Genomic DNA, 23,706 nt, shown 5'->3' on the forward strand with positions numbered 1-23,706 from the left:
ATGTGCGGCATCGCTGGGTTCTGGCACCCTAATAGCCAAGGCAGGTATGACGGCTCATCAGCCCTGACCCGCATGACCAACGCCATTCTTCGCCGCGGCCCCGATGACGCGGGAGCTTGGGACAATAACGCCGGCTTGTTCTTGGGGCATCGCCGCCTTGCAATTGTTGACCTCACATCGGCCGGGCATCAGCCAATGGAGTCTCCACAAGGGCGCTACGTTATTATTTTCAACGGCGAGATCTACAACTTCGAGGCACTGCGTCGAGAAATTGATGCCGCACGCTCGACTCCTGTGTCTTGGCGTGGCCACTCAGACACCGAAGTCATATTGGCGGCATTCGAGCAGTGGGGCATTCAGGCCTCCCTGCGCAAACTGGTTGGTATGTTCTCGATAGCAGTATGGGACCAGCCCCAAGAAACCCTCACACTGGCGCGCGATCGAATCGGTGAAAAACCTCTCTATTACGGGCTGAGCCAAGGCGCGCTGCTCTTCGGCTCAGAACTACAGGCGCTTGAAGCGCATCCGAACTTTGATGCAGTTGTTTCACGGGATAGCCTCGCGCTACTCCTTAAATATGCATACGTGCCTGCACCACACTCCATTTACGAAGGGATTTTCAAACTGCCAGCAGGGACTTATCTGGAGCTCAAGTCAATTGACCTTGAAAATGGCAGCGCCAGCACACCACAAGCTTATTGGGAGCTCCCGAGCGCACAAACCGAAAGCGGTTTCTCTCTTTCCGATACAGAAGCAGTTGACCAACTTCAAGAATTGATGGGTGCAACAATACGTGACCAGATGGTTGCCGATGTCCCGCTGGGGGCGTTCTTGTCTGGCGGCATCGACTCAACCCTGATTGTCAGCCTGATGCAGTCGCTGTCCTCCCAGCAGGTCAAGACCTACACGATCGGTTTCGATAACCCGAGATACAACGAAGCTGAGCACGCGAAAGCAGTCGCTCGCCACCTGGGCACCGACCACACCGAGCTCTACGTGTCCGGAGCGGACGCACTGGCCGTCATATCAAAGCTGCCTGAGATTTACAGCGAACCTTTTGCCGATTCGTCGCAGATTCCGACTTACCTGGTTTCTCAATTGGCACGCAACCATGTCACGGTCAGCCTGTCCGGCGATGCGGGCGACGAATTGTTCGGCGGGTACAATCGCTACCAATACTTACCTGGCGTGTGGAAAAAATTGGGCCGCGTCCCGGGCCCCGCACGCAGACTGGCAGCCCGAATGATAGAGTCCACTTCTCCGGATCGCTGGAACTCCATTGCCACCGCATTAAGCCCATTCACTCCGGCCCGCCTGCGTGTAAGGCTACCCGGAGACAAGCTCCACAAGCTGGCCAACGTCATGCAGCATGACTCGCCCAGCCAAATGTATGACCGAGTCGTATCGCAATGGCAAAATGCATCTGAAGCCGTGATAGGTGCCTCCCAGCTTCGCGGCCCGGCGTCTGTCGGAGACAGCGACTTTGCATCCTGGATGATGCGCCAGGACACGATGACTTATCTGCCAGATGACATTCTTACCAAGGTGGACCGAGCCGCGATGGCGGTGAGCCTAGAAACCCGCGTGCCCTTTCTGGATCATCGGATCGTCGAATTTGCTTCGTCGCTGCCAATGTCGCTGAAAATCCGTAATGGCAGCACCAAATGGATATTGCGCCAGTTACTTTATCGCTATGTGCCGCGAGAAATGATTGAACGCCCGAAAATGGGCTTTGGTATTCCACTGCACGAATGGCTTCGAGGCCCCTTGCGCGAATGGGCTGACGCTTTGCTGGATCCGCAAAGACTGGCCAGTGAAGGCTATTTTGTACCGGGAATGATCCAAACCGTGTGGGAAAAACACTTACGAGGCCAAGGAAACTACCAGCACCAGCTGTGGCCGGTGCTCATGTTCCAGGCGTGGCTCGATCAAAAACAAGCTATCTGAAAACAGATTTCATTTATTAAAGGAAACCCCATGTATCCGAGAAAGGTATCAGTGGTCGGACTGGGCTATGTAGGCCTACCTGTGGCCGTAGCGTTCGGCAAACACGGCCCGGTAATCGGTTTCGATATCAACGAAAGTCGGCTGGAAGAGCTTCGCGCCGGGAATGATCGTACCAATGAAGTGAGCCACAACGAATTGGGTGAGGCGCAAATCGAATTCACCAGCAAGCCAGGTGTTCTCGCCCAAGCGGATTTCCATATCGTTGCCGTACCTACACCGATAGACGACGCTCATCAACCGGACTTGACGCCGATAGTAAAAGCCTCGGAAAGCGTAGGCAAAGCACTCAAGCAGGGCGACATCGTCGTCTATGAATCTACCGTCTACCCAGGTGTGACCGAAGATATCTGCGTACCAATTCTTGAGCGCATATCAGGCTTGAAGTGCGGTACCGATTTCACCGTGGGCTACAGCCCAGAACGAATCAATCCGGGCGATAAAGAGCACACATTCACCAAGATTAAAAAAGTGGTATCCGGGCAAGACGCGGCCACCCTTGAAATTGTCGCTGACGTATACAGCTCCGTAGTGACCGCCGGCGTTTACAAAGCGGCCTCTATCAAAGTGGCCGAAGCAGCCAAAGTGATCGAAAACACTCAGCGCGACCTTAACATCGCACTGATGAACGAGCTGGCGTTGATTTTCGACCGCATGGGTATCGATACTCTGGATGTCCTGGAAGCCGCCGGTACCAAGTGGAACTTCCTGAAATTCAAGCCAGGCCTGGTCGGCGGTCACTGCATCGGCGTCGACCCTTACTACCTGACGCACAAGGCTGAAAAACTTGGCTACATCCCACAAGTTATTCTGGCGGGTCGTCGTATCAACGATAGTATGGGCGCCTTTATTGCACAACAAGCCATCAAGCAGATGATTCATGCTGGTCATCCAATTGCAGGCGCCGTCGTCACAGTACTTGGCCTGACCTTCAAAGAAAACTGCCCTGATCTACGTAACTCTCGGGTCATCGACATCATTCGTGAACTGGAAGAGTTCGACGTCAAGGTACAAGTCTTCGATCCTCAGGCCGATCCAGTAGAAGCACTGCATGAATATGGTGTCACGCTGCTTCCCCTCAACGAACTCAAGCCAGCCGCGGCCGTCGTGGTTGCTGTTGCGCATGACGCATATGCCAAATGGGCATCTGAAGACTACTTGAAGCTGATGCACAACGCGCCTGTTGTCATTGATGTGAAAGGCATTTGCGACGGCCCCGCCCTAGAAAGCGCCGGTGCACGCTTCTGGCGTCTGTAATGGAGAATGATATGAATGCGTACGAGACACTGCGCCAAGAATTGGCAGCTTCGCCACGCAGTTGGCTTATCACCGGCGTCGCGGGCTTCATCGGCTCAAACTTGCTGGAAACCCTCCTCAAACTGAATCAACGCGTAATCGGCCTGGACAACTTCGAAACGGGTCATCAACGTAATCTCGATTTGGTTCAAAATACGGTTTCCGACTCTGCATGGGCCAGGTTCCAGTTTGTAGAAGGCGATATACGCAAGCTGGAACACTGCCAGCGAGCTTTGGAACACGGTGCCGACTTCGTCCTTCACCAAGCGGCATTAGGCAGCGTGCCTCGCTCACTTGAAGACCCCATTCGAACCAATGGCACCAACATTGACGGTTTCCTGAACATGCTGGTAGCAAGCCGAGACGCCAAGGTAAAGCGTTTCGTATACGCCGCATCGAGCTCAACCTATGGCGACCACCCTGCCCTGCCCAAGGTTGAGGAGCATATTGGTCGTCCACTCTCCCCTTACGCTGTCACCAAATACGTCAACGAGCTGTATGCGGATGTATTTGCACGCTGCTATGGACTGCAAACTATAGGTCTACGGTACTTCAACGTGTTTGGCCCTAGGCAGGACCCTGACGGCGCATACGCAGCCGTGATCCCGAAATGGTTTGGAGCGTTACTGCGCGGTGAGTCTATTCACATCAATGGTGACGGCGAAACCAGCCGTGACTTTTGCTACATCGCCAATACCGTCCAGGCCAATTTGCTCGCGGCTACGACGCAAAATACCGACGCCGTTAATCAGGTTTTCAACGTTGCCGTGGGCGACCGCACTACGCTGAATGACCTCTTCGTCCATATCCGGGAGCTGGCTGGCGCAATCCAACCAGCACTCAACAGTGCGATGCCTGTCTACGGTGATTTCAGGGCGGCCGATGTACGCCATTCCCAGGCAGACATCAGCAAAGCCAAAAACCTGTTAGGTTATGCGCCGACGCATCGTATTGCCGCTGGCCTACAGGACTCTGCCACCTATTACACGGCGCACGTAGGTAAGTATGTCTAAAATTGTCGTAATCGCCGGTTTTGCCGAATCACTGATCCGGTTTCGCGGTGATCTTCTGGACGCGATGCGAGCGAACGGTCATGAAGTTGCCGCCATCGCACCGGAAAACGATGACTCCGTACGCAAACGACTCGCCGAAAAAGGGGTGGAGTACTACGTGGTACCGATGTCCCGTGCGGGACTGAATCCCTTTGCCGACTTGCGCTACTTGCTGCAACTCAGCCAATGCCTGCGTAAGATAAAGCCTGATGTGGTGCTAGCCTATACAATCAAACCAGTGGTTTACGGCCTGCCTGCGGCTCGCTTGGCAGGCATAAAGCGCCGTTATGCACTGATTACAGGTCTGGGATACGCATTCACCGATGCCGAAGTAAGCCTCAGTCGCAACCTCGTCAAACGGGTCGCCTCTGGCCTGTATAAATTTGGGTTGCGCTTTGCGACAGGTTTATTCTTCCAAAATCCGGATGACCAAAAACTGTTCAAGGAGCGAGGACTATCCAGCGAAAACATTCCAACTTTGGTTGTTAATGGTTCGGGAGTGGATACTGACAGCTTTCCGGTAGCACCACTGCCGGAGCAACCAAGCTTTCTGTTTGTAGGCCGAGTACTACGGGATAAAGGGGTGGTCGAGTACGCAGAAGCAGCACGGTTGCTCAAACCCATCTATCCGCACGCTACTTTTCACTTGGTCGGGCCGATGGACTCAAATCCATCCGGTATAAGCGAAGAGATGATTTCATCTTGGGAGAAAGAGGGCCTTATTCAATACCACGGCGCTGTCAGTGACGTGAAGCCCCATATTGCCGCCTGCAGCGTGTTTGTACTGCCATCCTACCGTGAGGGGACACCACGCTCGGTATTGGAGGCTATGTCCTGTGCACGAGCGATTGTCACTACCGATGCACCTGGATGCCGTGAAACTGTAATAGATGGTGAAAACGGCTATCTCGTTAAACCTCGCGACTCGGCCGATCTTGCCAAAGCAATGGGACACCTGGCAAGCTCAAGGGAATTGCGCGAACGAATGGGCAGAACGAGCCGTGAACTTGCGGAGCAGAAGTATGATGTCCATCGCGTAAACGCAATCATGATTGCAGCAATGGAACTGCACGGTTAGACAACGTCAATTCTAGAATCAGCCTTTGCAAGTAGGCGAACTACTTGCGAGGGCGTTTATTATTACGACGAACAATCATAACGCCCCACAAAGGCCCTAACAGCAACCCCAGCAAGAAGGCCACCACAACATAAAATGATACGGGCAATGACGGCGCAGACCACCCTGTAAACGTTAAAGAAACAGACTGCTGATTCTCAAGTGAGAATAACAGGGTAACCACCAGCACTGCCAAAACGACCAGTAGCAGAGATAAGTTCTTAACTAAACGCACAAGATAACTCCTCATCCAGCTCTATTAAATCGGGTCCTCATCCTCATTGACTCGATCCCGCAGCTCCTTGCCAGGCTTGAAGTGAGGCACAAACTTGCCATCGAGACTAACGGACTGACCTGTCTTAGGATTACGCCCCACACGGGGTGCCCGATAATGCAGCGAAAAGCTACCAAACCCGCGAATCTCAATCCGATCCCCAGTAGCCAAACACTGAGACATTTGTTCAAGCATAGTCTTGATAGCCAGCTCTACATCCTTGGATGAAAGCAGCCCTTGATGGGTGACAATTCGTTCGATCAACTCCGACTTCGTCATATTTTTCCCTTCTTTTTCAAGCAGCTAGGAAAAGCGCTTTGACGGTTTTAGCATGACCCGCAGATTTTGAACAGTCCAAAAACTCACTAATCTTTCATAAGCCTGCCTTCAAGCCCCACGACACGCGAGCAGTTGAATCAAAACCTCTTCAAAGATACTTGTCGGCCTTCCGCCTTGACCTGATTTTTTTTGCCGGTACCCCATAGGCAACCACAAAAGGATCAATGTCGCTCAAAACCATCGAGTTACCGCCGACCACTGCGTGCTCACCAACAGTGACCCCATGACGCAAATTCGCACCGATGCCAATAGCTGAGTGACTTCCTATTCGGCAGTTCCCCCCTGTTGTTACGGCTGGAGCCAAGCTAGAAAAATCCTCCATCACCGAGTCGTGATCCAGTGAGGCCTTGGTGTTAACAATACAAAACCGTCCCACCTCACAGCAGGGATTCACCACCGCACCAGCCATAACGACAGTTCCAACCCCAATGGTCACGCCCTTGCCAATACTGGCGCCTGGATGAATAGCACAAACAAAGGGTAATTTCGGGCACAACTCCAAGAGAGATTTATATACCTTCTCACGAACGCTATTATCACCAATAGCAATAATGGCTCCCTCAACGGAGTGCTCAACCAGAAGCCTTGGAAGGTCTGATTCGCACCCGATAACAGGATAGCCAAGGCTCTCTTCACCCACTCCCCTGAAAGAATCAATCAGCCCCACCACCAAGTACAGTGCCTGCTTTTCAACTATGTCCAAAATGACCTTAGCATGACCCGAAGAACCTATTATCACAATCTTTTGCATACTAGCTCACCTAACACTCGACCCCATTACCAAGTACACCTTATCACTAAGTCTGGTGCTTCCCGAGAGCGATTAGTACTCCTGTCCACTCTCCAATTACCGTCATTGACCAAGCATTAAAATCTTACTCAATTACAAATCACCAACATCGTCCTAGTCACCGCACCCGCCGGATTCCAACCAAACAGGTAGCCACCATCCTCTTCCTTGGCATCACTGGACTTTGTCACTACTTTGTAGCCTTGCATCCTGCACTCACGATCCGCACGCTTCTCGCACTTCTCCCAGCTCGAGCCTAGCCCTGAGCAGTCTACTTCGACGCCACTGACGCCATGCCGTGCGTGTGTTTTGGCGCTGGCAGCACACCCTGCAAGCATCGCCAATGTGAGCATTAGAAAAAGCCTGTTCATTCAAATCCTTACTAAATCAGCAACGCGGGAACGATCTCCCAAAGACTATAGTCAGTTCTGACCTTGAGCTATACACCTTGGTTCTTAGCTGCTGACTCAACAGGCAAAAAAAAAGGGCGACCGAAGTCGCCCTTTTTTACAGCCTTACAGAACTTAGTTCTGCTTAGCCATTGCTTCGCGCAGCAGGGAGGCCATGGTGGTCTCGCCAGTTGCAGCTTCCGGAGCCGATTTCAGGCTCTGGATTGCTTCTTTCTCTTCAACTTCGTCTTTCGACTTAATGGAGAGCTGGATCACGCGGCTCTTACGATCAACGCTGATGATCTTGGCTTCTACTTCCTGGCCTTCTTTCAGAACGTTGCGCGCGTCTTCAACGCGGTCACGGCTGATTTCGGAGGCTTTCAGAGTCGCTTCGATATCGTCGGCCAGAACGATGATGGCGCCTTTGGCGTCAACTTCTTTCACAGTGCCTTTAACGATTGCGCCTTTGTCGTTCTCTTGAACGTACTCGGAGAACGGATCGCTTTCCAGTTGCTTGATACCCAGGGAGATGCGCTCGCGCTCTGGGTCAACCGACAGGATAACGGTGTCCAGCTCGTCGCCCTTCTTGAAACGACGAACAGCTTCTTCGCCAACTTCGTTCCAGGAGATGTCGGACAGGTGAACCAGGCCGTCGATGCCGCCGTCCAGACCAATGAAGATACCGAAATCGGTGATCGACTTGATGGTGCCGGAGATTTTATCGCCCTTGTTGAACTGGCCAGAGAAATCTTCCCATGGGTTAGATTTGCACTGCTTGATGCCCAGGGAGATACGACGACGCTCTTCGTCGATGTCCAGAACCATAACTTCCACTTCGTCGCCGACTTGTACGACTTTCGAAGGGTGGATGTTCTTGTTGGTCCAGTCCATTTCGGAAACGTGTACCAGGCCTTCAACGCCTTCTTCCAGCTCAGCGAAGCAGCCGTAGTCGGTCAGGTTGGTAACACGCGCGGTTACGCGAGTGCTTTCTGGGTAACGGGCCTTGATAGCGACCCATGGATCTTCACCCAGTTGCTTCAGGCCCAGGGAAACACGGTTGCGCTCGCGATCGTATTTCAGAACCTTGACATCGATCTCGTCGCCAACATTGACGATTTCGGAAGGATGCTTGATACGCTTCCAAGCCATGTCGGTAATGTGCAGCAGGCCATCGACGCCACCCAGATCGACGAATGCGCCGTAATCGGTGAGGTTCTTGACGATACCTTTGACTTGTTGGCCTTCCTGCAGGGATTCCAGCAGAGCTTCACGCTCGGCGGAGTTCTCTGCTTCCAGGACGCTGCGACGGGAAACGACAACGTTGTTGCGCTTCTGGTCGAGTTTGATGACCTTGAATTCGAGTTCTTTGCCTTCCAGGTGCGTGGTGTCGCGCACAGGACGAACGTCGACCAAAGAACCTGGCAGGAACGCACGGATGCCGTTAACGTCGACAGTGAAGCCGCCTTTAACCTTACCGTTGATAACGCCCTTGACCACTTCTTCAGCTGCGAAGGCTGCTTCGAGAACAATCCAGCATTCAGCGCGCTTGGCTTTTTCACGGGACAGCTTGGTTTCACCGAAACCGTCTTCAACCGAGTCCAGAGCAACGTGAACTTCGTCACCGACATTGATTGTCAGATCACCAGCATCGTTGTAGAACTGTTCCAGCGGGATCAGAGCTTCAGACTTCAGACCAGCGTGAACGGTTACCCAGCGAGCTTGGTAATCGATATCAACGATAACACCGGTGATGATGGAGCCTGCCTGAAGGTTCAGGGTTTTTAGGCTTTCTTCAAAGAGTTCCGCAAAGCTTTCGCTCATTTTAATTCCTGTTGATAAGGGCGAAGAATACGCCCATCTCCACACCCCAGACGGTGTGGGTCAGTTTCAGTTAAAAGAAGCCACCGCAGGACTATGACTGGTCCCCTGCGGCCTTCTTGATCACCCGGCGATATCGCGAATGGCGATTTCACTCAAGATGCGTTCCAGCACCTGCTCGATGGACAACTCCGTGGAATCCAGCTGTATAGCATCAGCCGCCGGTTTTAGCGGGGCTACTGCGCGCTGGGTATCACGCTCATCGCGTGCACGGATCTCATCTAGCAGACTCGACAGACTAACACCATCGACTTTGCCCTTCAACTGCAAGTAGCGGCGGCGAGCCCGCTCCTCGGCGCTGGCGGTCAGGAAAATCTTCAGCGGCGCCTCGGGAAACACGACCGTGCCCATGTCACGGCCATCGGCCACCAGGCCCGGCGGCTCCTGGAAAGCCCGCTGACGCTGCAACAGCGCATCACGCACAGCCGGCAGCGCGGCAACCTGGGAAGCCCAGGAACCGACCTGCTCGTTACGCAAATCATCGGTCACATCGTCCCCTTCCAGGATGATGCGCTGGGGATGACCTTCCGTCGCGCCGACGAACTGCACATCGAGGTGCGCGGCCAGCAGCTTCAGGGATTCTTCGTTGGTCAGGTCGACGCCATGGTTGCGTGCGGCAAACGCCAGCAGGCGGTACAGCGCGCCGGAATCCAGCAGGCACCAGCCCAGGCGCTTGGCCAGGATGCCGGCGATCGTGCCTTTGCCCGAGCCGCTTGGCCCGTCGATGGTAATCACCGGTGCTTTGATATTCACAATTGAGCCTCTTGGGCAACACGGATGCCGACTTGGGCACACAGTGTAAGAAAGTTCGGAAAAGACGTAGCAACATTGGCACAGTCATGGATACGAATCGGCGCAGCCGCCCGCAGGGAAGCCACACTGAAGGCCATGGCAATCCGGTGATCACCATGGGCATGGACTTCACCACCGCCCATCAGGCCACCGTCAATGATAATCCCATCGGGGGTCGGTTCACACTTCACCCCCAACGCCAGCAGACCGTCGGCCATGACCTGGATACGGTCGGACTCCTTCACACGCAACTCTTGCGCCCCCCGCAACACGGTTCGCCCTTCAGCACAGGCCGCCGCGACGAACAGCACCGGGAACTCGTCGATCGCCAACGGCACCAGCGCCTCAGGGATCTCGATCCCTTTCAACGCAGCTGCCCGCACCCGCAGGTCAGCGACAGGCTCGCCACCCACTTCGCGCGGGTTCTCCAAGGTGATATCTGCCCCCATCAATCGCAGGATATCGATCACCCCGGTGCGGGTCGGGTTGACGCCGACATGCTCCAGCAGCAACTCGGAACCCTCGGCAATCGAAGCCGCCACCAGGAAGAAGGCCGAAGAGGAGATGTCCCCCGGCACTTCAATATGGGTCGCCGTCAGTACATGACCCGACTCCACCGACGCAGTAGCACCTTCCACCGCAACCGGGTAACCAAACCCGCGCAACATACGCTCGGTATGGTCTCGGGTCGGCGCAGGCTCGGTCACCGCGGTTTTACCTTCGGCATACAACCCTGCCAGCAGCAGGCAGGATTTGACCTGGGCGCTGGCCATCGGCATTGCATAGCTCATGCCTTTCAGCGCCTGGCCACCACGAATGGTCAGCGGCGGACGCCCTTCCGGCCCGGTCTCGATCACCGCGCCCATGTCTCGCAATGGCTTGGCCACGCGGTTCATCGGGCGCTTGGACAGGGAAGCATCGCCGGTCAACACGCTGTCAAAGCGTTGCGCCGCCAACAACCCGGATAGCAGGCGCATGGACGTACCGGAATTACCCAGGTAGATCGGCCCCGGCGCCGGCTTCAAGCCGTGCAAGCCCACGCCATGAATGGTCACGCGCCCATGGTGCGGCCCCTCAATCACCACGCCCATGTCGCGAAACGCCTGCAGGGTCGCCAGGGCGTCTTCACCCTCAAGGAACCCTTCCACCTCCGTCACACCCTCGGCCAACGAGCCGAGCATGATCGAGCGATGGGAGATCGACTTGTCACCCGGCACCCGGATACGCCCGCTCAAGCGGCCGCCTGGGTTGGCGAGGAAGGTCAGGTCATCGGCGTTCACAGCGGTTTCCATATAGGCCCGGCGAGCCAGAATCTTGCTGAAATGCTCACGCGCCACCCGCGCACGGGTGAACACGCCCAATAATTGATGGCCATCCCCGGCATCGACCGCATCGCGCAAGGCGTCGAGGTCACTGCGGAAGGTGTCCAGGGTGCGCAACACCGCTTCGCGATTGGCGAGAAAGATGTCGTGCCACATCACCGGATCGCTGCCGGCAATCCGCGTGAAATCGCGGAAGCCGCCGGCGGCGTAACGGAAAATCTCGAGGTTTTCGTTGCGCTTGGCCAGGGAGTCCACCAGGCCGAATGCCAGCAGATGCGGCAAATGGCTGGTCGCCGCCAGCACTTCGTCGTGGCGTTCGACCTGCATATGCTCCACGTCCGCCCCCAGCTCACGCCAGAGACGATCCACCACGGCCAGCGCGGCCGGATCGGTTTGTTCCAGTGGCGTCAGGATCACTTTATGGCGGCGGAACAGCTGCGCATTGGACGCCTCCACCCCGCTCTGTTCGGAACCGGCAATCGGATGGCCCGGCACAAAACGCGACGGCATGCCGCCAAAGGCCTGTTGCGCCGCACGCACCACATTGCCCTTGGCACTGCCGACGTCCGTCAGGATCGCCTGGCCCAGGTGCATGCCGGCCAGTACCGCCAGCAGTTTCTCCATCGCCAGGATCGGCACAGCGAGCTGGATGACGTCAGCACCCTGACACGCCAGCGCCAGGTCCGCCTCACAGCGATCCACTACGCCCAACTCCACCGCCAGCTTGCGTGATTGCGGGTCCAGGTCCACCCCGACCACTTCCCTACATAGCCCGCTCTCGCGCAGGCCTTTGGCAAAGGAGCCGCCGATCAATCCCAGCCCCACTACCACCAGGCGACCGATCATAGGCACAGCAGGTTGCAATGCAGTGACATCAACCACGAGCCAGGACCTTGGCCAACGCCTCCAGGAAGCGGCTGTTTTCAGCCGGTAACCCGATGGTGATCCGCAGGTGGTTCGGCATGCCGTAGTTGGCCACCGGCCGCACGATCACACCTTCGCGCAGCAGCCCCTGGAATACCGGGGCAGCCACTTGGCCAAGGTCGACACAGATGAAGTTGCCCTTGGAGGGAATCCAGCCCAGGCCCAGTTCCCGGAAGCCATCCTGCAACTGCAGCATGCCGCTTGCGTTGATGCGGCGACCCTCTTCCAGGTATTCGGCATCCTTCACCGCCGCACAGGCGGCTGCCAGGGCAAGGCTGTTAACGTTGAATGGTTGGCGCACGCGGTTCAGCACATCGGCAACCACCGCCGTCGACAAGCCGTAGCCAACCCGCAACGACGCCAGCCCATAGGCCTTGGAGAAGGTTCGCGACACCAGCAGGTTCGGGTAGGCCGCCAGGAAATCCAGGCCGTCCGGCAGGTCGCTGCCTTCGGCGTACTCGATGTAGGCTTCGTCCAACACCACCAGCACATGCTCAGGCACGTCTTGCAGGAAGTCGTTGAGCGCTTGCGCATCGAACCAGGTGCCGGTCGGGTTGTTCGGGTTCGCGACAAACACGACGCGGGTCTGGGCGTCGATGGCGGCCAGCATGGCCGGCAGGTCATGGCCCCAGTCCTTGGCAGGAATCACGCGGGCGTCGGCACCGACTGCCTGGGTGACGATCGGGTAAACCGCAAACGCGTGCTCGCTGAACACGGCGTTCAGCCCCGGCGCCAGGTAGGCACGGCCGACCAGCTCGAGGATGTCGTTGGAGCCATTACCCAGGGTTACCTGGTTCAGCTCGACCCGGCATGTTTCTGCCAGCAGCGACTTGAGGGCGAAGCCATTGCCGTCCGGGTAACGGGTCAGCTCGGCCAACTCTTCGCGAATCGCCGCCAATACCTTGGGGCTTGGACCCAGTGGATTCTCGTTACTCGCCAGCTTGACGATTTTGGAAGGATCCAGGTTCAACTCACGCGCCAGCTCGTCCACAGGCTTGCCCGGAACGTAAGGCGACAGTTGTTGCACGCCCGGCTGAGCCAGGGCGAGGAAGTTGCCACTCATGTTAAAGCCTCACAAAACCGCTTTCGGGTAAGAGCCCAGCACCTTGAGCGCCACGGCTTCCTGACTGATCTTCTCCAGCACGCCCTTGACCAGCGGGTCGCGGTGGTGGCCGATGAAGTCGATAAAGAACACGTAAGTCCATTTACCGCTGCGCGAAGGACGCGTCTCGATACGCGTCAGGTCAATCCCGTTGTCGTGGAACGGCACCAGCAGCTCATGCAGCGCGCCGGGCTTGTTGCTCATGGAGACGATGATCGAGGTCTTGTCGTCGCCGGTCGGCGGCACTTCCTGGCTGCCGATCATCAGGAAGCGCGTGGAGTTGTCCGGGCGATCCTCGATTTTCTCGGCCAGGCGCGTCAGGCCATACAAGCCAGCCGCCATATCACCGGCGATCGCCGCCGAATTCCACTCACCCTTCACGCGCTTGGCCGCTTCGGCGTTGCTGGACACCGCCACGCGCTCGACATTCGGGTAATGGGCGTCCAGCCACTTGCGGCACTGGGCCAGGGACTGGGCGTGGGAATAGATGCGGCTGATGCTGTCGGTCTTGGTGCTCTCACCCACCAGCAAGTGATGGTGGATGCGCAGCTCGACTTCGCCGCAGATCACCATGTCGTGCTCGAGGAAGCTGTCCAGCGTGTGGTTGACCGCGCCTTCGGTGGAATTTTCCACCGGCACCACGCCAAAGTTCACCGCACCGGCCGCCACTTCACGAAACACTTCGTCGATGGCCGCCATTGGCTTGCTGATCACCGCGTGGCCGAAGTGCTTCATGGCCGCCGCTTGGGTGAAGGTGCCTTCCGGGCCTAGGTAAGCCACTTTCAGCGGCTGCTCGAGCGCCAGGCACGACGACATGATTTCACGGAACAACCGCGCCATCTCTTCGTTGCCCAGCGGGCCCTTGTTACGCTCCATGACGCGCTTGAGCACCTGGGCTTCACGCTCCGGTCGGTAGAACACCGGCACTTCGCCTTCAGCCAGGGACGCCATCTTCACCCGTGCCACTTCCTGGGCGCAGCGCGCACGCTCGCTGATCAGCTCCAGGACCTTTTCGTCCAGGCTGTCAATGCGTACCCGCAGGGCCTTGAGTTCTTGTTCAGACATTAGCCGTGTTCCTTTTCGAACTCTGCCATGTAGGCAACCAGCGCGTTGATCGCGTGGATGTCGACAGCGTTGTAGATGGAGGCGCGCATGCCACCTACCGAACGGTGGCCCTTGAGGTTCAGCAGGCCGCGTGCGTCGGCACCAGCCAGGAATGGCTTGTCCAGGCGGTCGTCAGCCAGGCGGAACGGCACGTTCATCCACGAGCGGTCAGTCAGGTTGATCGGGTTGCTGTACAGGCCGCTGGCGTCGATGAAGTCGTACAGGGTACGCTTCTTCTCTTCGTTGAGCTTACCCATGGCGGCGACACCGCCTTGCTCTTTCAACCACTCGAACACCAGGCCCGACAGGTACCAGGCGAAGGCCGGCGGGGTGTTGTACATCGAGCCATTGTCGGCTGCGACCTTGAAGTTGAGCATGGTCGGGCACAGCGAGCGGGCGCGACCCAGCAGGTCTTCACGGACGATGTTGACCAGGATGCCGCTCGGGCCGATGTTCTTCTGCGCGCCGGCGTAGATCATGCCGTAGCGCGACACGTCGATAGGCCGCGAGAGGATGTCCGAGGACATGTCGCACACCAGCGGGACGTCACCGACTTCCGGCACCCAGTCGAACTCCAGGCCGCCAATGGTTTCGTTCGCGACGTAGTGCACGTAGGCCGCATCCTTCGACAGCTTCCATTCGTTCTGACCTGGAATGGCGAAGTAGTCGTAGGGCTTGGCGGTGCCGGCGACATTGACGTGACCGTAGCGCGAGGCCTCTTCAATAGCCTTCTGCCCCCAGATACCGGTGTCGATGTAGTCGGCAGTGCCGTCTTCCGGCAGCAGGTTCAGCGGGATCTGGGCGAACTGTTGGCTCGCGCCCCCCTGCAGGAACAGCACTTTGTAATTGGATGGGATGTCCAGCAAGTCGCGCAGATCCTGCTCGGCCTTGGTGGCAATGGACACGAACTCATCGCTGCGATGGCTCATTTCCATCACGGAGAGGCCTTTTCCATGCCAGTCGAGGAGTTCACCCTGCGCACGCTGCAGGACTGCTTCAGGAAGCGCCGCGGGACCGGCACAGAAGTTATAGGCTCTCTTGCTCACATCCAATCTCTCTGATCTGGTGGGACTGAAATCAAACACTGCAGGAGCGAGCTTGCTCGCGAAAAACCCGAGAGCGCAAGGGCGCATCAGGCACCTCGCGTTATCGTTGACGATTTTCGCGAGCAAGCTCGCTCCTACAGGGGGCGGCGTTGTTCTTTCAAAGGGGACAAACAACAAGGGGGCGAATCTTCATCCGCCCCCTGTGTGTCCGCTTATTCCTGCGGTTCTTCTTCGTCTGCGGCAGCATCGAGGGTTGGCTCGTCGACGTTGTCATCGCCCGTTGCGATCACCTCGCCTTCAAACTCCTCACCTTCCAGCTCTTCGCCTTCCACTTCCGACGGTTCCTGGACACGCTCCAGGCCGACCAGTTTTTCGTCCTTGGCCAGCTTGATCAGGGTCACACCCTGGGTGTTACGGCCCAGGCTCGACACTTCAGCCACACGGGTACGTACGAGGGTGCCCTGGTCGGAAATCAGCATGATTTCCTCGCCGTCGAGCACCTGGACCGCGCCGACCAGACGGCCGTTGCGGTCGTTGCTGACCATGGCGATAACGCCCTGGCCGCCACGCTTGTACTCCGGGAACTCGCTGATGGCGGTGCGTTTGCCATAACCACGCTCGGAAGCGGTGAGGATCTGGCTGCCTTCTTCCGGGATCAGCATCGAAATCAGCTTCTGCCCTTCCGGCAGGCGCATGCCGCGCACACCGCGGGCGGTACGGCCCATGGCACGGACGTCGGATTCCTTGAAGCGTGTCACTTTACCGCCGTCGGAGAACAGCATGACTTCACGCTCGCCATCGGTGATGGCCGCGCTGATCAGTACGTCGCCTTCGTCCAGCTCCAGGGCGATCAGGCCCACGCTGCGCTGGCGGCTGAAGGATTCCAGCGGGGTCTTTTTCACGGTGCCTTTGGCGGTGGCCATGAAGATGAAGTGACCTTCGGTGTATTCCTCGACCGGCAGCATGGTGGTGATGTATTCATCACTGTCCAGCGGCAGCAGGTTGACCAACGGACGACCACGGGCAGCACGGGAGGCTTCCGGGATTTCGTAGGTCTTGAGCCAGTACACCTTGCCCTTGCTGGAGAACAGCAGCAGCGTGGTGTGGCTGTTGGCGACCAGCAGGTGAGCAATGTAGTCCTCATCCTTCACGCCGGTAGCCGATTTACCTTTACCACCACGACGCTGGGCCTGGTACGCAGCCAATGGCTGGGTCTTGGCATAACCACCGTGGGAGATGGTCACCACGCGCTCTTCTTCCGGGATCATGTCACCCAGGGTCAGGTCGAGGCGAGCATCGAGGATTTCGGTGCGGCGCACGTCGCCGTATTCGGCGCGGATCACTTCCAGCTCTTCGCGGATCACTTCCATCAGGCGCACGGCGCTGTTGAGGATGCGGATCAGCTCGCCGATCTGGTTGAGGATCTCCTGGTACTCGGCCAGCAGCTTCTCGTGCTCCAGGCCGGTCAGGCGGTGCAGGCGCAGTTCCAGGATAGCCTGGGCCTGTTCCGGCGACAGGAAGTACTTGCCGTCACGCAGGCCGTATTGCGGGTCCAGTGTCTCCGGGCGGCACGAGTCGGCACCGGCACGTTCAACCATCGCCACGACGGCGCTGGATTCCCACGGCATCTTGATCAGCGCTTCCTTGGCTTCCGACGGCGTCGGCGAAGCCTTGATCAGGGCGATGACCGGGTCGATGTTCGACAGTGCTACAGCCTGGCCTTCCAGGATGTGGCCGCGCTCGCGGGCCTTACGCAGTTCGAACACGGTACGGCGGGTAACGACTTCGCGACGGTGACGTACGAAGGCTTCCAGCAGATCCTTGAGGTTCAGGATGCGCGGACGGCCGTCGATCAGTGCAACCACGTTGATACCAAACACGCTTTGCAGTTGGGTCTGGGCGTAGAGGTTGTTGAGGATCACCTCAGGCACTTCGCCACGACGCAGCTCGATCACCACGCGCATACCGTCTTTGTCGGATTCGTCGCGCAGCTCGGTGATGCCTTCGAGCTTCTTCTCTTTAACCAGCTCGGCGATCTTCTCGATCAGACGCGCCTTGTTCAACTGGTACGGGAGTTCGGTGATGACGATCTGCTGACGGCCACCGACCTTGTCGATGTCTTCGATCATCGAGCGGGCGCGCATGTAAATGCGGCCGCGACCGGTGCGGTAGGCTTCGATGATGCCGGCACGACCGTTGATGATCGCGGCGGTCGGGAAGTCTGGACCGGGAATGTATTGCATCAACTCATCGACGGTCAGCTCAGGGTTGTCGATAAGCGCCAGGCAACCGTCGATGACTTCACCGAGGTTGTGCGGCGGGATGTTGGTGGCCATGCCCACGGCGATACCGCTGGAACCGTTGACCAGCAGGTTGGGGATCCGGGTCGGCATGATCGCCGGGATCATTTCGGTGCCGTCGTAGTTCGGCACCCAGTCCACGGTTTCTTTATGCAGGTCAGCCAGCAGCTCGTGCGCCAGCTTGGTCATGCGCACTTCGGTGTATCGCATGGCTGCGGCGTTGTCGCCGTCGACCGAACCGAAGTTGCCCTGGCCGTCTACCAGCAGGTAGCGCAGGGAAAACGGCTGGGCCATCCGAACGATGGTGTCGTACACCGCAGTGTCGCCGTGAGGGTGATACTTACCGATCACGTCACCGACAACACGGGCAGATTTCTTGTACGGCTTGTTCCAGTCGTTACCCAGCTCGCTCATTGCGAACAGCACACGCCGGTGCACGGGCTTCAAGCCATCGCGCGCATCAGGCAGTGCCCGACCGACAATTACGCTCATCGCGTAGTCGAGGTAGGACTGTTTCAGCTCGTCTTCGATATTGACCGGGAGGATTTCTTTGGCCAGTTCGCCCATGAGAAGCCTGATTCCTTTTTCGGGTGAAACCTCGTCGCATCCATATGGGACGAACGAAGCTCGCCGTTGCCGGCACACTGCCTGACAACGACTTACGACAAATCAACGAGTTATGACACGGATCTGCACGTTATGGGCAACCCCTGGGGGCAGCCCTGGAAACCGCCGGATGTTATCACAATCGCCGCCACGCACCTATCCCCCTGATGCGCATGGAGACTAGTAATTTGACGGATGACAGGCTTGAGGGCGACGAGAGGGGCTCAGAGATGGGGTGGTGCTTTTTTTTGAGGGCGGATCCGTGGGTTTTATTGACTTTCAGGGCCAATCGGGGGCAAGCCCCCTCCCACATTTCGACTGTGTTCACCCTTCAAGTGTGGGAACGGGCTTGCCCCCCGACAGCCGTTTCACCCACATCACAGCCCTCAATGCAGCCGCTTACGGCACATTAACTTGGCCAATTTCGCCGTATCCGGCCGCTCAACCACGCCCTTCTCGGTCACAATCACATCAATCAAGTCGGCCGGAGTCACATCAAATACCGGATTAAACGCATTAACCTCCAAGTGCTGCCCCATAACCTCCAGCAGCTCGCCGGGATCGCGCTCTTCCAACGCAACATCCTCCCCCGTGGCCATCATCAGATCCAGGGTCGAACTCGGCGCCACCACCATGAAACGCACGCCGTGGTGCATGGCGCACACCGCCAATTGATAGGTGCCGATCTTGCCGATCACATCGCCGTTAGCGGCAATGCAATCGGCGCCGACGATCACCCAGGTGATGCCCTTGGTCTTGAGGATATGCGCGCCGGCCGAGTCGGCATTCACTGTGACCGGGATACCCTCGCCCGCCAGCTCCCAGGCGGTCAGCCGCGAGCCTTGCAACCATGGACGGGTTTCATTGACATAGACGTGCTCGATCAAACCCTCCAGGAAGGCGGCGCGAATCACCCCGAGGGCCGTGCCGACACCGCCTGTCGCCAAGGCGCCGGCGTTACCATGGGTCAAAATCGCCTGAGCGTTGCCCTGATGCTTGCGAATTCGCTCAACGCCCAACTGGGCCATGACGAAGTTGGCTTCCCGGTCGCTTTCATGGATAGCGATAGCTTCGGCTTCCAGCACCGCCAACGGATCGGCGTGCTTCCTGACGCGGTCCAGGCGATCGCGCATGCGCTTGAGCGCCCAGAACAGGTTCGAAGCGGTCGGACGGGTATCGGCCAGTAGCGCGTAGTCGTCTTCCCATGCGGCCTGCCAGTCACCGCCCTCGGCGATGCGCTCGCGAGCGGCGAGCACCAGGCCATAGGCCGCGCTGATGCCGATGGCCGGTGCACCACGCACCACCATGGCGCGAATGGCCGCAGCCACTTCATCGACCGTGGAGCAAGCCACCCAGCGCTCCTGGGATGGCAAGGCACGTTGATCGAGCAGGTGCAGCGTGCCATCACGCCAATCGATGGCCTTCACTTTCTCCGCTGCCAACAGTCGATCGCGCATCCCTCACCCCGTACTCATCAACAAAAGCCGCCGATTATAGCGATCCGCCAGCCAGGACGCTCGGGTATACTTCGCGCTTCTTTTATAGCTGCCCGGGAAGAAGCCTGCGATGACCTCCACTGCTGCCCCGCTCGACTTATTGCTACTGCCAACCTGGCTGGTACCTGTCGAACCCGCCGGCGTGGTGCTCAAGCAACACGGCGTGGGCATTCGCGATGGGCGGATTGCCTTTATCGGGCCACGGGCTGCGGCGTTGAAGCTTTCGGCCAGTGAAGTGCGCGAACTGCCGGGCATGCTGCTCAGCCCCGGCCTGATCAACGCCCACGGCCATGCGGCGATGAGCCTGTTTCGCGGCCTGGCCGATGACCTGCCCTTGATGACCTGGCTGGAAAAACACATCTGGCCCGCCGAAGCCAAGTGGGTCGACGAGGCCTTCGTGCGTGACGGCACCGACCTGGCCATTGCCGAGCAGCTCAAGGGCGGCATTACCTGCTTCTCGGACATGTACTTCTACCCCAAGGTCGCCAGCGATTGCGTGCACAACAGCGGCATGCGTGCACAGATCGCGATTCCGATCCTCGACTTCCCGATTCCCGGCGCCGGCACCGCCGATGAGGCTATCCGCCAGGGCATCGAGCTGTTCGGCGACCTCAAGCACCACCCGCGCATCAAGATCACCTTCGGCCCCCACGCGCCCTACACCGTGTGCGATGCCAACCTGGAAAAAATCCGGGTAATCGCCGAAGAGCTGGACGCCGCGATCCATATGCATGTGCATGAAACCGCTTTCGAGGTACAACAGGCAGTCGAACAAACCGGTGAACGGCCATTGGCGCGCCTGGGACGCCTCGGCCTGCTGGGCCCGCGCTTCCAGGCCGTTCATATGACCCAAATCAGCGAGGACGACCTGGCTTTGCTGGTAGAAAGCAACACCAGCGTCATCCATTGCCCGGAATCGAACCTGAAACTGGCCAGTGGCTTCTGCCCGGTGGAGCGTCTGTGGCAGGCGGGCGTCAATGTGGCCATCGGCACCGACGGCGCCGCCAGCAACAACGACCTGGACCTGCTGGGTGAAACCCGTACCGCCGCGATGCTGGCCAAGGCCGTCGCCGGCTCGGCCACCGCCTTGGACGCCCACCGTGCACTGCGCATGGCTACGCTCAACGGTGCGCGTGCCATGGGCCTGGAAAGCGAAATCGGTTCCCTGGAAGTGGGCAAGGCGGCGGATATGGTCGCTTTCGATCTGACGGGGCTGGCGCAACAACCGATCTACGATCCGGTCTCACAGCTTATATATGCCACCGGACGCGATTGCGTGAAACACCTTTGGGTCGCCGGCAAGCAGTTGCTCGACGACCGGCAACTCACCCGCATGGATGAACAACAGTTGACCGCCACGGCCATTGCCTGGGGAAAACGCATCAGCGGGCACGCCGAATAACGCTGGCTCTGAACCCGCGTGTTCAGGACCGACAAACCGATTTATCAGATTTAGAGGATTCACCATGAGCAACGTCGACCACGCCGAAATCGCCAAGTTTGAAGCCCTGGCCCACCGCTGGTGGGACCGCGAAAGCGAGTTCAAACCCCTGCACGACATCAACCCGCTGCGGGTCAACTGGATTGACGAACGCGTCAACCTGGCCGGCAAGAAGGTGCTGGACGTCGGTTGCGGCGGCGGCATCCTCAGCGAAGCCATGGCCCAGCGCGGCGCGACCGTGATGGGCATCGACATGGGCGAAGCGCCGTTGGCCGTGGCCCAACTGCACCAGCTGGAATCCGGCGTCAACGTGGAATACCGCCAGATCACCGCCGAAGCCCTGGCTGAAGAAATGCCCGAGCAGTTCGACGTGGTCACCTGCCTGGAAATGCTGGAGCACGTGCCAGACCCGTCCTCGGTGATCCGCGCCTGCTTCCGCATGGTCAAGCCGGGCGGCCAGGTGTTCTTCTCCACCATCAACCGCAACCCCAAGGCGTACCTGTTCGCGATCATCGGCGCCGAATACATCATGAAGCTGCTGCCGCGCGGCACCCACGACTTCAAGAAATTCATCCGCCCGTCCGAACTGGGCGCGTGGAGCCGCCAGGCCGGGCTGACCGTCAAGGACATCATCGGCCTGACCTACAACCCGCTGACCAAGCACTACAAACTGGCCAGCGACGTTGACGTCAACTACATGATCCAGACCCTGCGCGAGGAGTAAGCCTGTGAAGTTGCGAGCGGTTCTCTTCGACATGGACGGTACCCTGCTGGACACCGCGCCGGACTTTATCGCCATCTGCCAGGCCATGCGCGCGGACCGTGGCCTGCCACCGATGAATCCCGAGCACATCCGCGACGAAATCTCCGGTGGTGCGCGGGCGATGGTCGCCGTGACCTTCTCGATGGACCCTGAAACGCCTGGTTTTGAAGAACTGCGCGAAGAATTCCTCGAGCGTTACCTGAAAGGCTGCGCCGTCCACAGCAAATTGTTCGACGGCATGGCCGAGCTTCTGGAAGACATCGAGAAGGCCAAGCTGATCTGGGGCGTCGTCACCAACAAGCCACTGCGCTTCGCCGAGCCGATCATGCAGCAGTTGGGCCTGGCCGAGCGTTCAGCCCTGCTGATCTGCCCGGACCACGTGAAAAACAGCAAGCCGGATCCGGAGCCCATGATCCTGGCGTGCAAGATGCTCGACCTGGACCCGGCCAGCGTGCTGTTCGTGGGCGACGACCTGCGTGACATCGAGTCTGGCCGCGATGCCGGAACGCGCACGGCGGCGGTCACCTACGGCTATATCCACCCGGACGACAACCCACGCCACTGGGGCGCGGATGTGGTGGTGGATCATCCGCTGGAACTGCGCAAGGTGTTGGATAACGCACTGTGCAGTTGCTGATCGCTCACTCGCTCTACTGACTAAGGAAGATCCAATGTGGGAGGGGGCAAGTCGAATCGTCGCACCGCCCCTCCCACATTTGGATCTTCACTGCGCTCAAGATAGGTGTTTGTAACCCGCTGAATTCTGTCGAGGCTTTTTATGTTTGATTACTCTGCACGTCCAGAACTGCTCAAAGGCCGGGTCATCCTGGTGACGGGCGCCGGTCGCGGGATTGGCGCGGCGGCGGCGAAAACCTACGCAGCCCATGGCGCGACCGTGCTGTTGTTGGGCAAGACCGAAGCCAACCTGGCCCAGGTGTATGACGAGATCGAAGCGGCCGGCCATGCGCAGCCGGTGGTGATCCCCTTCAACCTGGAGACCGCCCTGCCCCATCAATACGATGAGCTGGCAGCGATGATCGAAAAAGAATTCGGCCACCTCGACGGCCTCCTGCACAACGCCTCGATCATTGGCCCACGTACTCCGATCGAGCAGCTGTCCGGTGAGAACTTCATGCGGGTGATGCACATCAACGTCAATGCGATGTTCATGCTCACCAGCACATTGTTGCCGCTGCTCAAGCTGTCCCAGGATGCGTCCGTGGTGTTCACCTCCAGCAGCGTCGGGCGTAAGGGCCGGGCGTATTGGGGTGCTTATGGTGTGTCGAAATTTGCCACTGAAGGCTTGATGCAAACCCTGGCGGATGAGCTCGACACGGTCGCACCGGTACGCGCCAACAGCATCAACCCCGGCGCCACGCGTACCAGCATGCGGGCCCAGGCGTATCCAGGGGAAAACCCGAGCGACAACCCGACGCCGGAAGAAATCATGCCGGTGTACCTGTACCTGATGGGGCCGGACAGTACCGGCATCAATGGACAGGCGTTTGACGCGCAGTAAGGCACACCGTTGAACCCAGTGTGGAAGGGGGCTTGCCCCATATGCGCTAACCAAATCTCCCACTCCATAGCTCATCTTGCTGGTATCCCCGTTTTCGCGGGGATTCACGCAGTTTCCGACTTATCGTTCCCCACTCTTCAAGGCAAGTAAAT

At 58.3% G+C, this 23,706-nt stretch carries 20 protein-coding genes; 8 read left to right on the plus strand and 12 right to left on the minus strand.

Going from position 1 to position 23,706, the window contains the following annotated elements:
* The 4 genes from asnB to FIV39_RS31155 are packed head-to-tail and all read left to right on the plus strand — an operon-like array spanning position 1 to position 5,430.
* Positions 1–1,947: an asparagine synthase (glutamine-hydrolyzing) gene (gene asnB, locus FIV39_RS31140; protein WP_090407407.1), complete on the plus strand. Its 1,947-nt coding sequence runs from the start codon at positions 1–3 to the stop codon at positions 1,945–1,947.
* Positions 1,948–1,977: 30 nt separating this feature from the next.
* Complete coding sequence (locus FIV39_RS31145; protein WP_090407410.1) at positions 1,978–3,261, plus strand: nucleotide sugar dehydrogenase; 1,284 nt, start codon at positions 1,978–1,980, stop codon at positions 3,259–3,261.
* Between the two features lie 11 nt (positions 3,262–3,272).
* On the plus strand, positions 3,273–4,313 hold the full coding sequence (locus FIV39_RS31150) for an NAD-dependent epimerase/dehydratase family protein (protein ID WP_090410106.1): 1,041 nt from the start codon (positions 3,273–3,275) through the stop codon (positions 4,311–4,313).
* Positions 4,306–5,430 (plus strand): glycosyltransferase family 4 protein, encoded by a 1,125-nt coding sequence (locus FIV39_RS31155; protein WP_090407413.1) that lies wholly within the window; start codon positions 4,306–4,308, stop codon positions 5,428–5,430. The genes FIV39_RS31150 and FIV39_RS31155 overlap by 8 nt, the downstream gene beginning before the upstream one ends.
* Positions 5,431–5,470: 40 nt before the next feature.
* Here the strand turns inward: FIV39_RS31155 and FIV39_RS31160 are convergent, their stop codons facing one another.
* The 12 genes from FIV39_RS31160 to mtnA form a co-directional block, all read right to left on the minus strand.
* The gene (locus FIV39_RS31160) at positions 5,471–5,719 is read right to left on the minus strand and encodes a lipopolysaccharide assembly protein LapA domain-containing protein (RefSeq protein WP_276544442.1); all 249 of its coding nucleotides are present in this window, start codon (positions 5,717–5,719) and stop codon (positions 5,471–5,473) included.
* Positions 5,720–5,728: 9 nt separating this feature from the next.
* Positions 5,729–6,022 (minus strand): integration host factor subunit beta, encoded by a 294-nt coding sequence (ihfB, locus tag FIV39_RS31165; protein WP_090407416.1) that lies wholly within the window; start codon positions 6,020–6,022, stop codon positions 5,729–5,731.
* A gap of 148 nt (positions 6,023–6,170) precedes the next feature.
* Positions 6,171–6,833, minus strand: coding sequence for an acetyltransferase (locus FIV39_RS31170; protein ID WP_090407419.1), 663 nt, complete (start codon positions 6,831–6,833; stop codon positions 6,171–6,173).
* A gap of 128 nt (positions 6,834–6,961) precedes the next feature.
* Positions 6,962–7,243, minus strand: coding sequence for a hypothetical protein (locus FIV39_RS33650; RefSeq protein ID WP_090407422.1), 282 nt, complete (start codon positions 7,241–7,243; stop codon positions 6,962–6,964).
* A gap of 153 nt (positions 7,244–7,396) precedes the next feature.
* Positions 7,397–9,082 (minus strand): 30S ribosomal protein S1, encoded by a 1,686-nt coding sequence (gene rpsA / locus FIV39_RS31180; protein WP_027604177.1) that lies wholly within the window; start codon positions 9,080–9,082, stop codon positions 7,397–7,399.
* A gap of 120 nt (positions 9,083–9,202) precedes the next feature.
* On the minus strand, positions 9,203–9,892 hold the full coding sequence (gene cmk, locus FIV39_RS31185; RefSeq protein ID WP_003172653.1) for a (d)CMP kinase: 690 nt from the start codon (positions 9,890–9,892) through the stop codon (positions 9,203–9,205).
* Positions 9,889–12,099: a bifunctional prephenate dehydrogenase/3-phosphoshikimate 1-carboxyvinyltransferase gene (locus FIV39_RS31190; RefSeq protein WP_244176494.1), complete on the minus strand. Its 2,211-nt coding sequence runs from the start codon at positions 12,097–12,099 to the stop codon at positions 9,889–9,891. Before FIV39_RS31190 ends, cmk begins: the two co-directional genes overlap by 4 nt.
* A 28-nt stretch (positions 12,100–12,127) precedes the next feature.
* The gene (gene hisC, locus FIV39_RS31195) at positions 12,128–13,240 is read right to left on the minus strand and encodes a histidinol-phosphate transaminase (RefSeq protein ID WP_090407431.1); all 1,113 of its coding nucleotides are present in this window, start codon (positions 13,238–13,240) and stop codon (positions 12,128–12,130) included.
* A gap of 9 nt (positions 13,241–13,249) precedes the next feature.
* Entirely contained in the window at positions 13,250–14,344 is a 1,095-nt protein-coding gene (gene pheA / locus FIV39_RS31200) for a prephenate dehydratase (protein WP_053132458.1), read from the minus strand.
* Complete coding sequence (serC, locus tag FIV39_RS31205) at positions 14,344–15,429, minus strand: 3-phosphoserine/phosphohydroxythreonine transaminase (protein WP_053132455.1); 1,086 nt, start codon at positions 15,427–15,429, stop codon at positions 14,344–14,346. The genes pheA and serC overlap by 1 nt, the downstream gene beginning before the upstream one ends.
* A 212-nt stretch (positions 15,430–15,641) precedes the next feature.
* Positions 15,642–18,296, minus strand: coding sequence for a DNA gyrase subunit A (gene gyrA / locus FIV39_RS31210; protein ID WP_146371687.1), 2,655 nt, complete (start codon positions 18,294–18,296; stop codon positions 15,642–15,644).
* Between the two features lie 425 nt (positions 18,297–18,721).
* Positions 18,722–19,792 (minus strand): S-methyl-5-thioribose-1-phosphate isomerase, encoded by a 1,071-nt coding sequence (gene mtnA / locus FIV39_RS31215; protein WP_090407436.1) that lies wholly within the window; start codon positions 19,790–19,792, stop codon positions 18,722–18,724.
* A gap of 109 nt (positions 19,793–19,901) precedes the next feature.
* Between mtnA and FIV39_RS31220 the strand changes: the two genes are divergently transcribed.
* The 4 genes from FIV39_RS31220 to FIV39_RS31235 all read left to right on the plus strand — a co-directional run bounded on the left by FIV39_RS31220 (position 19,902) and on the right by FIV39_RS31235 (position 23,554).
* The gene (locus FIV39_RS31220; protein ID WP_090407439.1) at positions 19,902–21,233 is read left to right on the plus strand and encodes a TRZ/ATZ family hydrolase; all 1,332 of its coding nucleotides are present in this window, start codon (positions 19,902–19,904) and stop codon (positions 21,231–21,233) included.
* Between the two features lie 64 nt (positions 21,234–21,297).
* Positions 21,298–21,996 (plus strand): bifunctional 2-polyprenyl-6-hydroxyphenol methylase/3-demethylubiquinol 3-O-methyltransferase UbiG, encoded by a 699-nt coding sequence (gene ubiG / locus FIV39_RS31225; RefSeq protein WP_090407441.1) that lies wholly within the window; start codon positions 21,298–21,300, stop codon positions 21,994–21,996.
* Between the two features lie 4 nt (positions 21,997–22,000).
* Positions 22,001–22,672 carry an N-acetylmuramic acid 6-phosphate phosphatase MupP gene (gene mupP, locus FIV39_RS31230; protein WP_090407444.1) on the plus strand — a complete coding sequence of 224 codons (672 nt, stop codon included), beginning with the start codon at positions 22,001–22,003 and terminating at the stop codon, positions 22,670–22,672.
* A gap of 141 nt (positions 22,673–22,813) precedes the next feature.
* Positions 22,814–23,554: a YciK family oxidoreductase gene (locus tag FIV39_RS31235; protein WP_090407446.1), complete on the plus strand. Its 741-nt coding sequence runs from the start codon at positions 22,814–22,816 to the stop codon at positions 23,552–23,554.
* Positions 23,555–23,706 lie beyond the last annotated feature (152 nt).

This window comes from Pseudomonas grimontii (assembly GCF_007858185.1).
Lineage (GTDB): Bacteria > Pseudomonadota > Gammaproteobacteria > Pseudomonadales > Pseudomonadaceae > Aquipseudomonas > Aquipseudomonas grimontii.

Excerpts from the sequence above, each read along its gene's own strand:
- asnB (WP_090407407.1), top strand. The coding sequence starts at position 1 with ATGTGCGGCATCGCTGGGTTCTGGCACCCTAATAGCCAAGGCAGGTAT.
- FIV39_RS31145 (WP_090407410.1), top strand. The coding sequence starts at position 1,978 with ATGTATCCGAGAAAGGTATCAGTGGTCGGACTGGGCTATGTAGGCCTA.
- FIV39_RS31150 (WP_090410106.1), top strand. The coding sequence starts at position 3,273 with ATGAATGCGTACGAGACACTGCGCCAAGAATTGGCAGCTTCGCCACGC.
- FIV39_RS31155 (WP_090407413.1), top strand. The coding sequence starts at position 4,306 with ATGTCTAAAATTGTCGTAATCGCCGGTTTTGCCGAATCACTGATCCGG.
- FIV39_RS31160 (WP_276544442.1), bottom strand. The coding sequence starts at position 5,719 with ATGAGGAGTTATCTTGTGCGTTTAGTTAAGAACTTATCTCTGCTACTG.
- ihfB (WP_090407416.1), bottom strand. The coding sequence starts at position 6,022 with ATGACGAAGTCGGAGTTGATCGAACGAATTGTCACCCATCAAGGGCTG.
- FIV39_RS31170 (WP_090407419.1), bottom strand. The coding sequence starts at position 6,833 with ATGCAAAAGATTGTGATAATAGGTTCTTCGGGTCATGCTAAGGTCATT.
- FIV39_RS33650 (WP_090407422.1), bottom strand. The coding sequence starts at position 7,243 with ATGAACAGGCTTTTTCTAATGCTCACATTGGCGATGCTTGCAGGGTGT.
- rpsA (WP_027604177.1), bottom strand. The coding sequence starts at position 9,082 with ATGAGCGAAAGCTTTGCGGAACTCTTTGAAGAAAGCCTAAAAACCCTG.
- FIV39_RS31190 (WP_244176494.1), bottom strand. The coding sequence starts at position 12,099 with ATGATCGGTCGCCTGGTGGTAGTGGGGCTGGGATTGATCGGCGGCTCC.
- hisC (WP_090407431.1), bottom strand. The coding sequence starts at position 13,240 with ATGAGTGGCAACTTCCTCGCCCTGGCTCAGCCGGGCGTGCAACAACTG.
- pheA (WP_053132458.1), bottom strand. The coding sequence starts at position 14,344 with ATGTCTGAACAAGAACTCAAGGCCCTGCGGGTACGCATTGACAGCCTG.
- gyrA (WP_146371687.1), bottom strand. The coding sequence starts at position 18,296 with ATGGGCGAACTGGCCAAAGAAATCCTCCCGGTCAATATCGAAGACGAG.
- mtnA (WP_090407436.1), bottom strand. The coding sequence starts at position 19,792 with ATGCGCGATCGACTGTTGGCAGCGGAGAAAGTGAAGGCCATCGATTGG.
- FIV39_RS31220 (WP_090407439.1), top strand. The coding sequence starts at position 19,902 with ATGACCTCCACTGCTGCCCCGCTCGACTTATTGCTACTGCCAACCTGG.
- ubiG (WP_090407441.1), top strand. The coding sequence starts at position 21,298 with ATGAGCAACGTCGACCACGCCGAAATCGCCAAGTTTGAAGCCCTGGCC.
- FIV39_RS31235 (WP_090407446.1), top strand. The coding sequence starts at position 22,814 with ATGTTTGATTACTCTGCACGTCCAGAACTGCTCAAAGGCCGGGTCATC.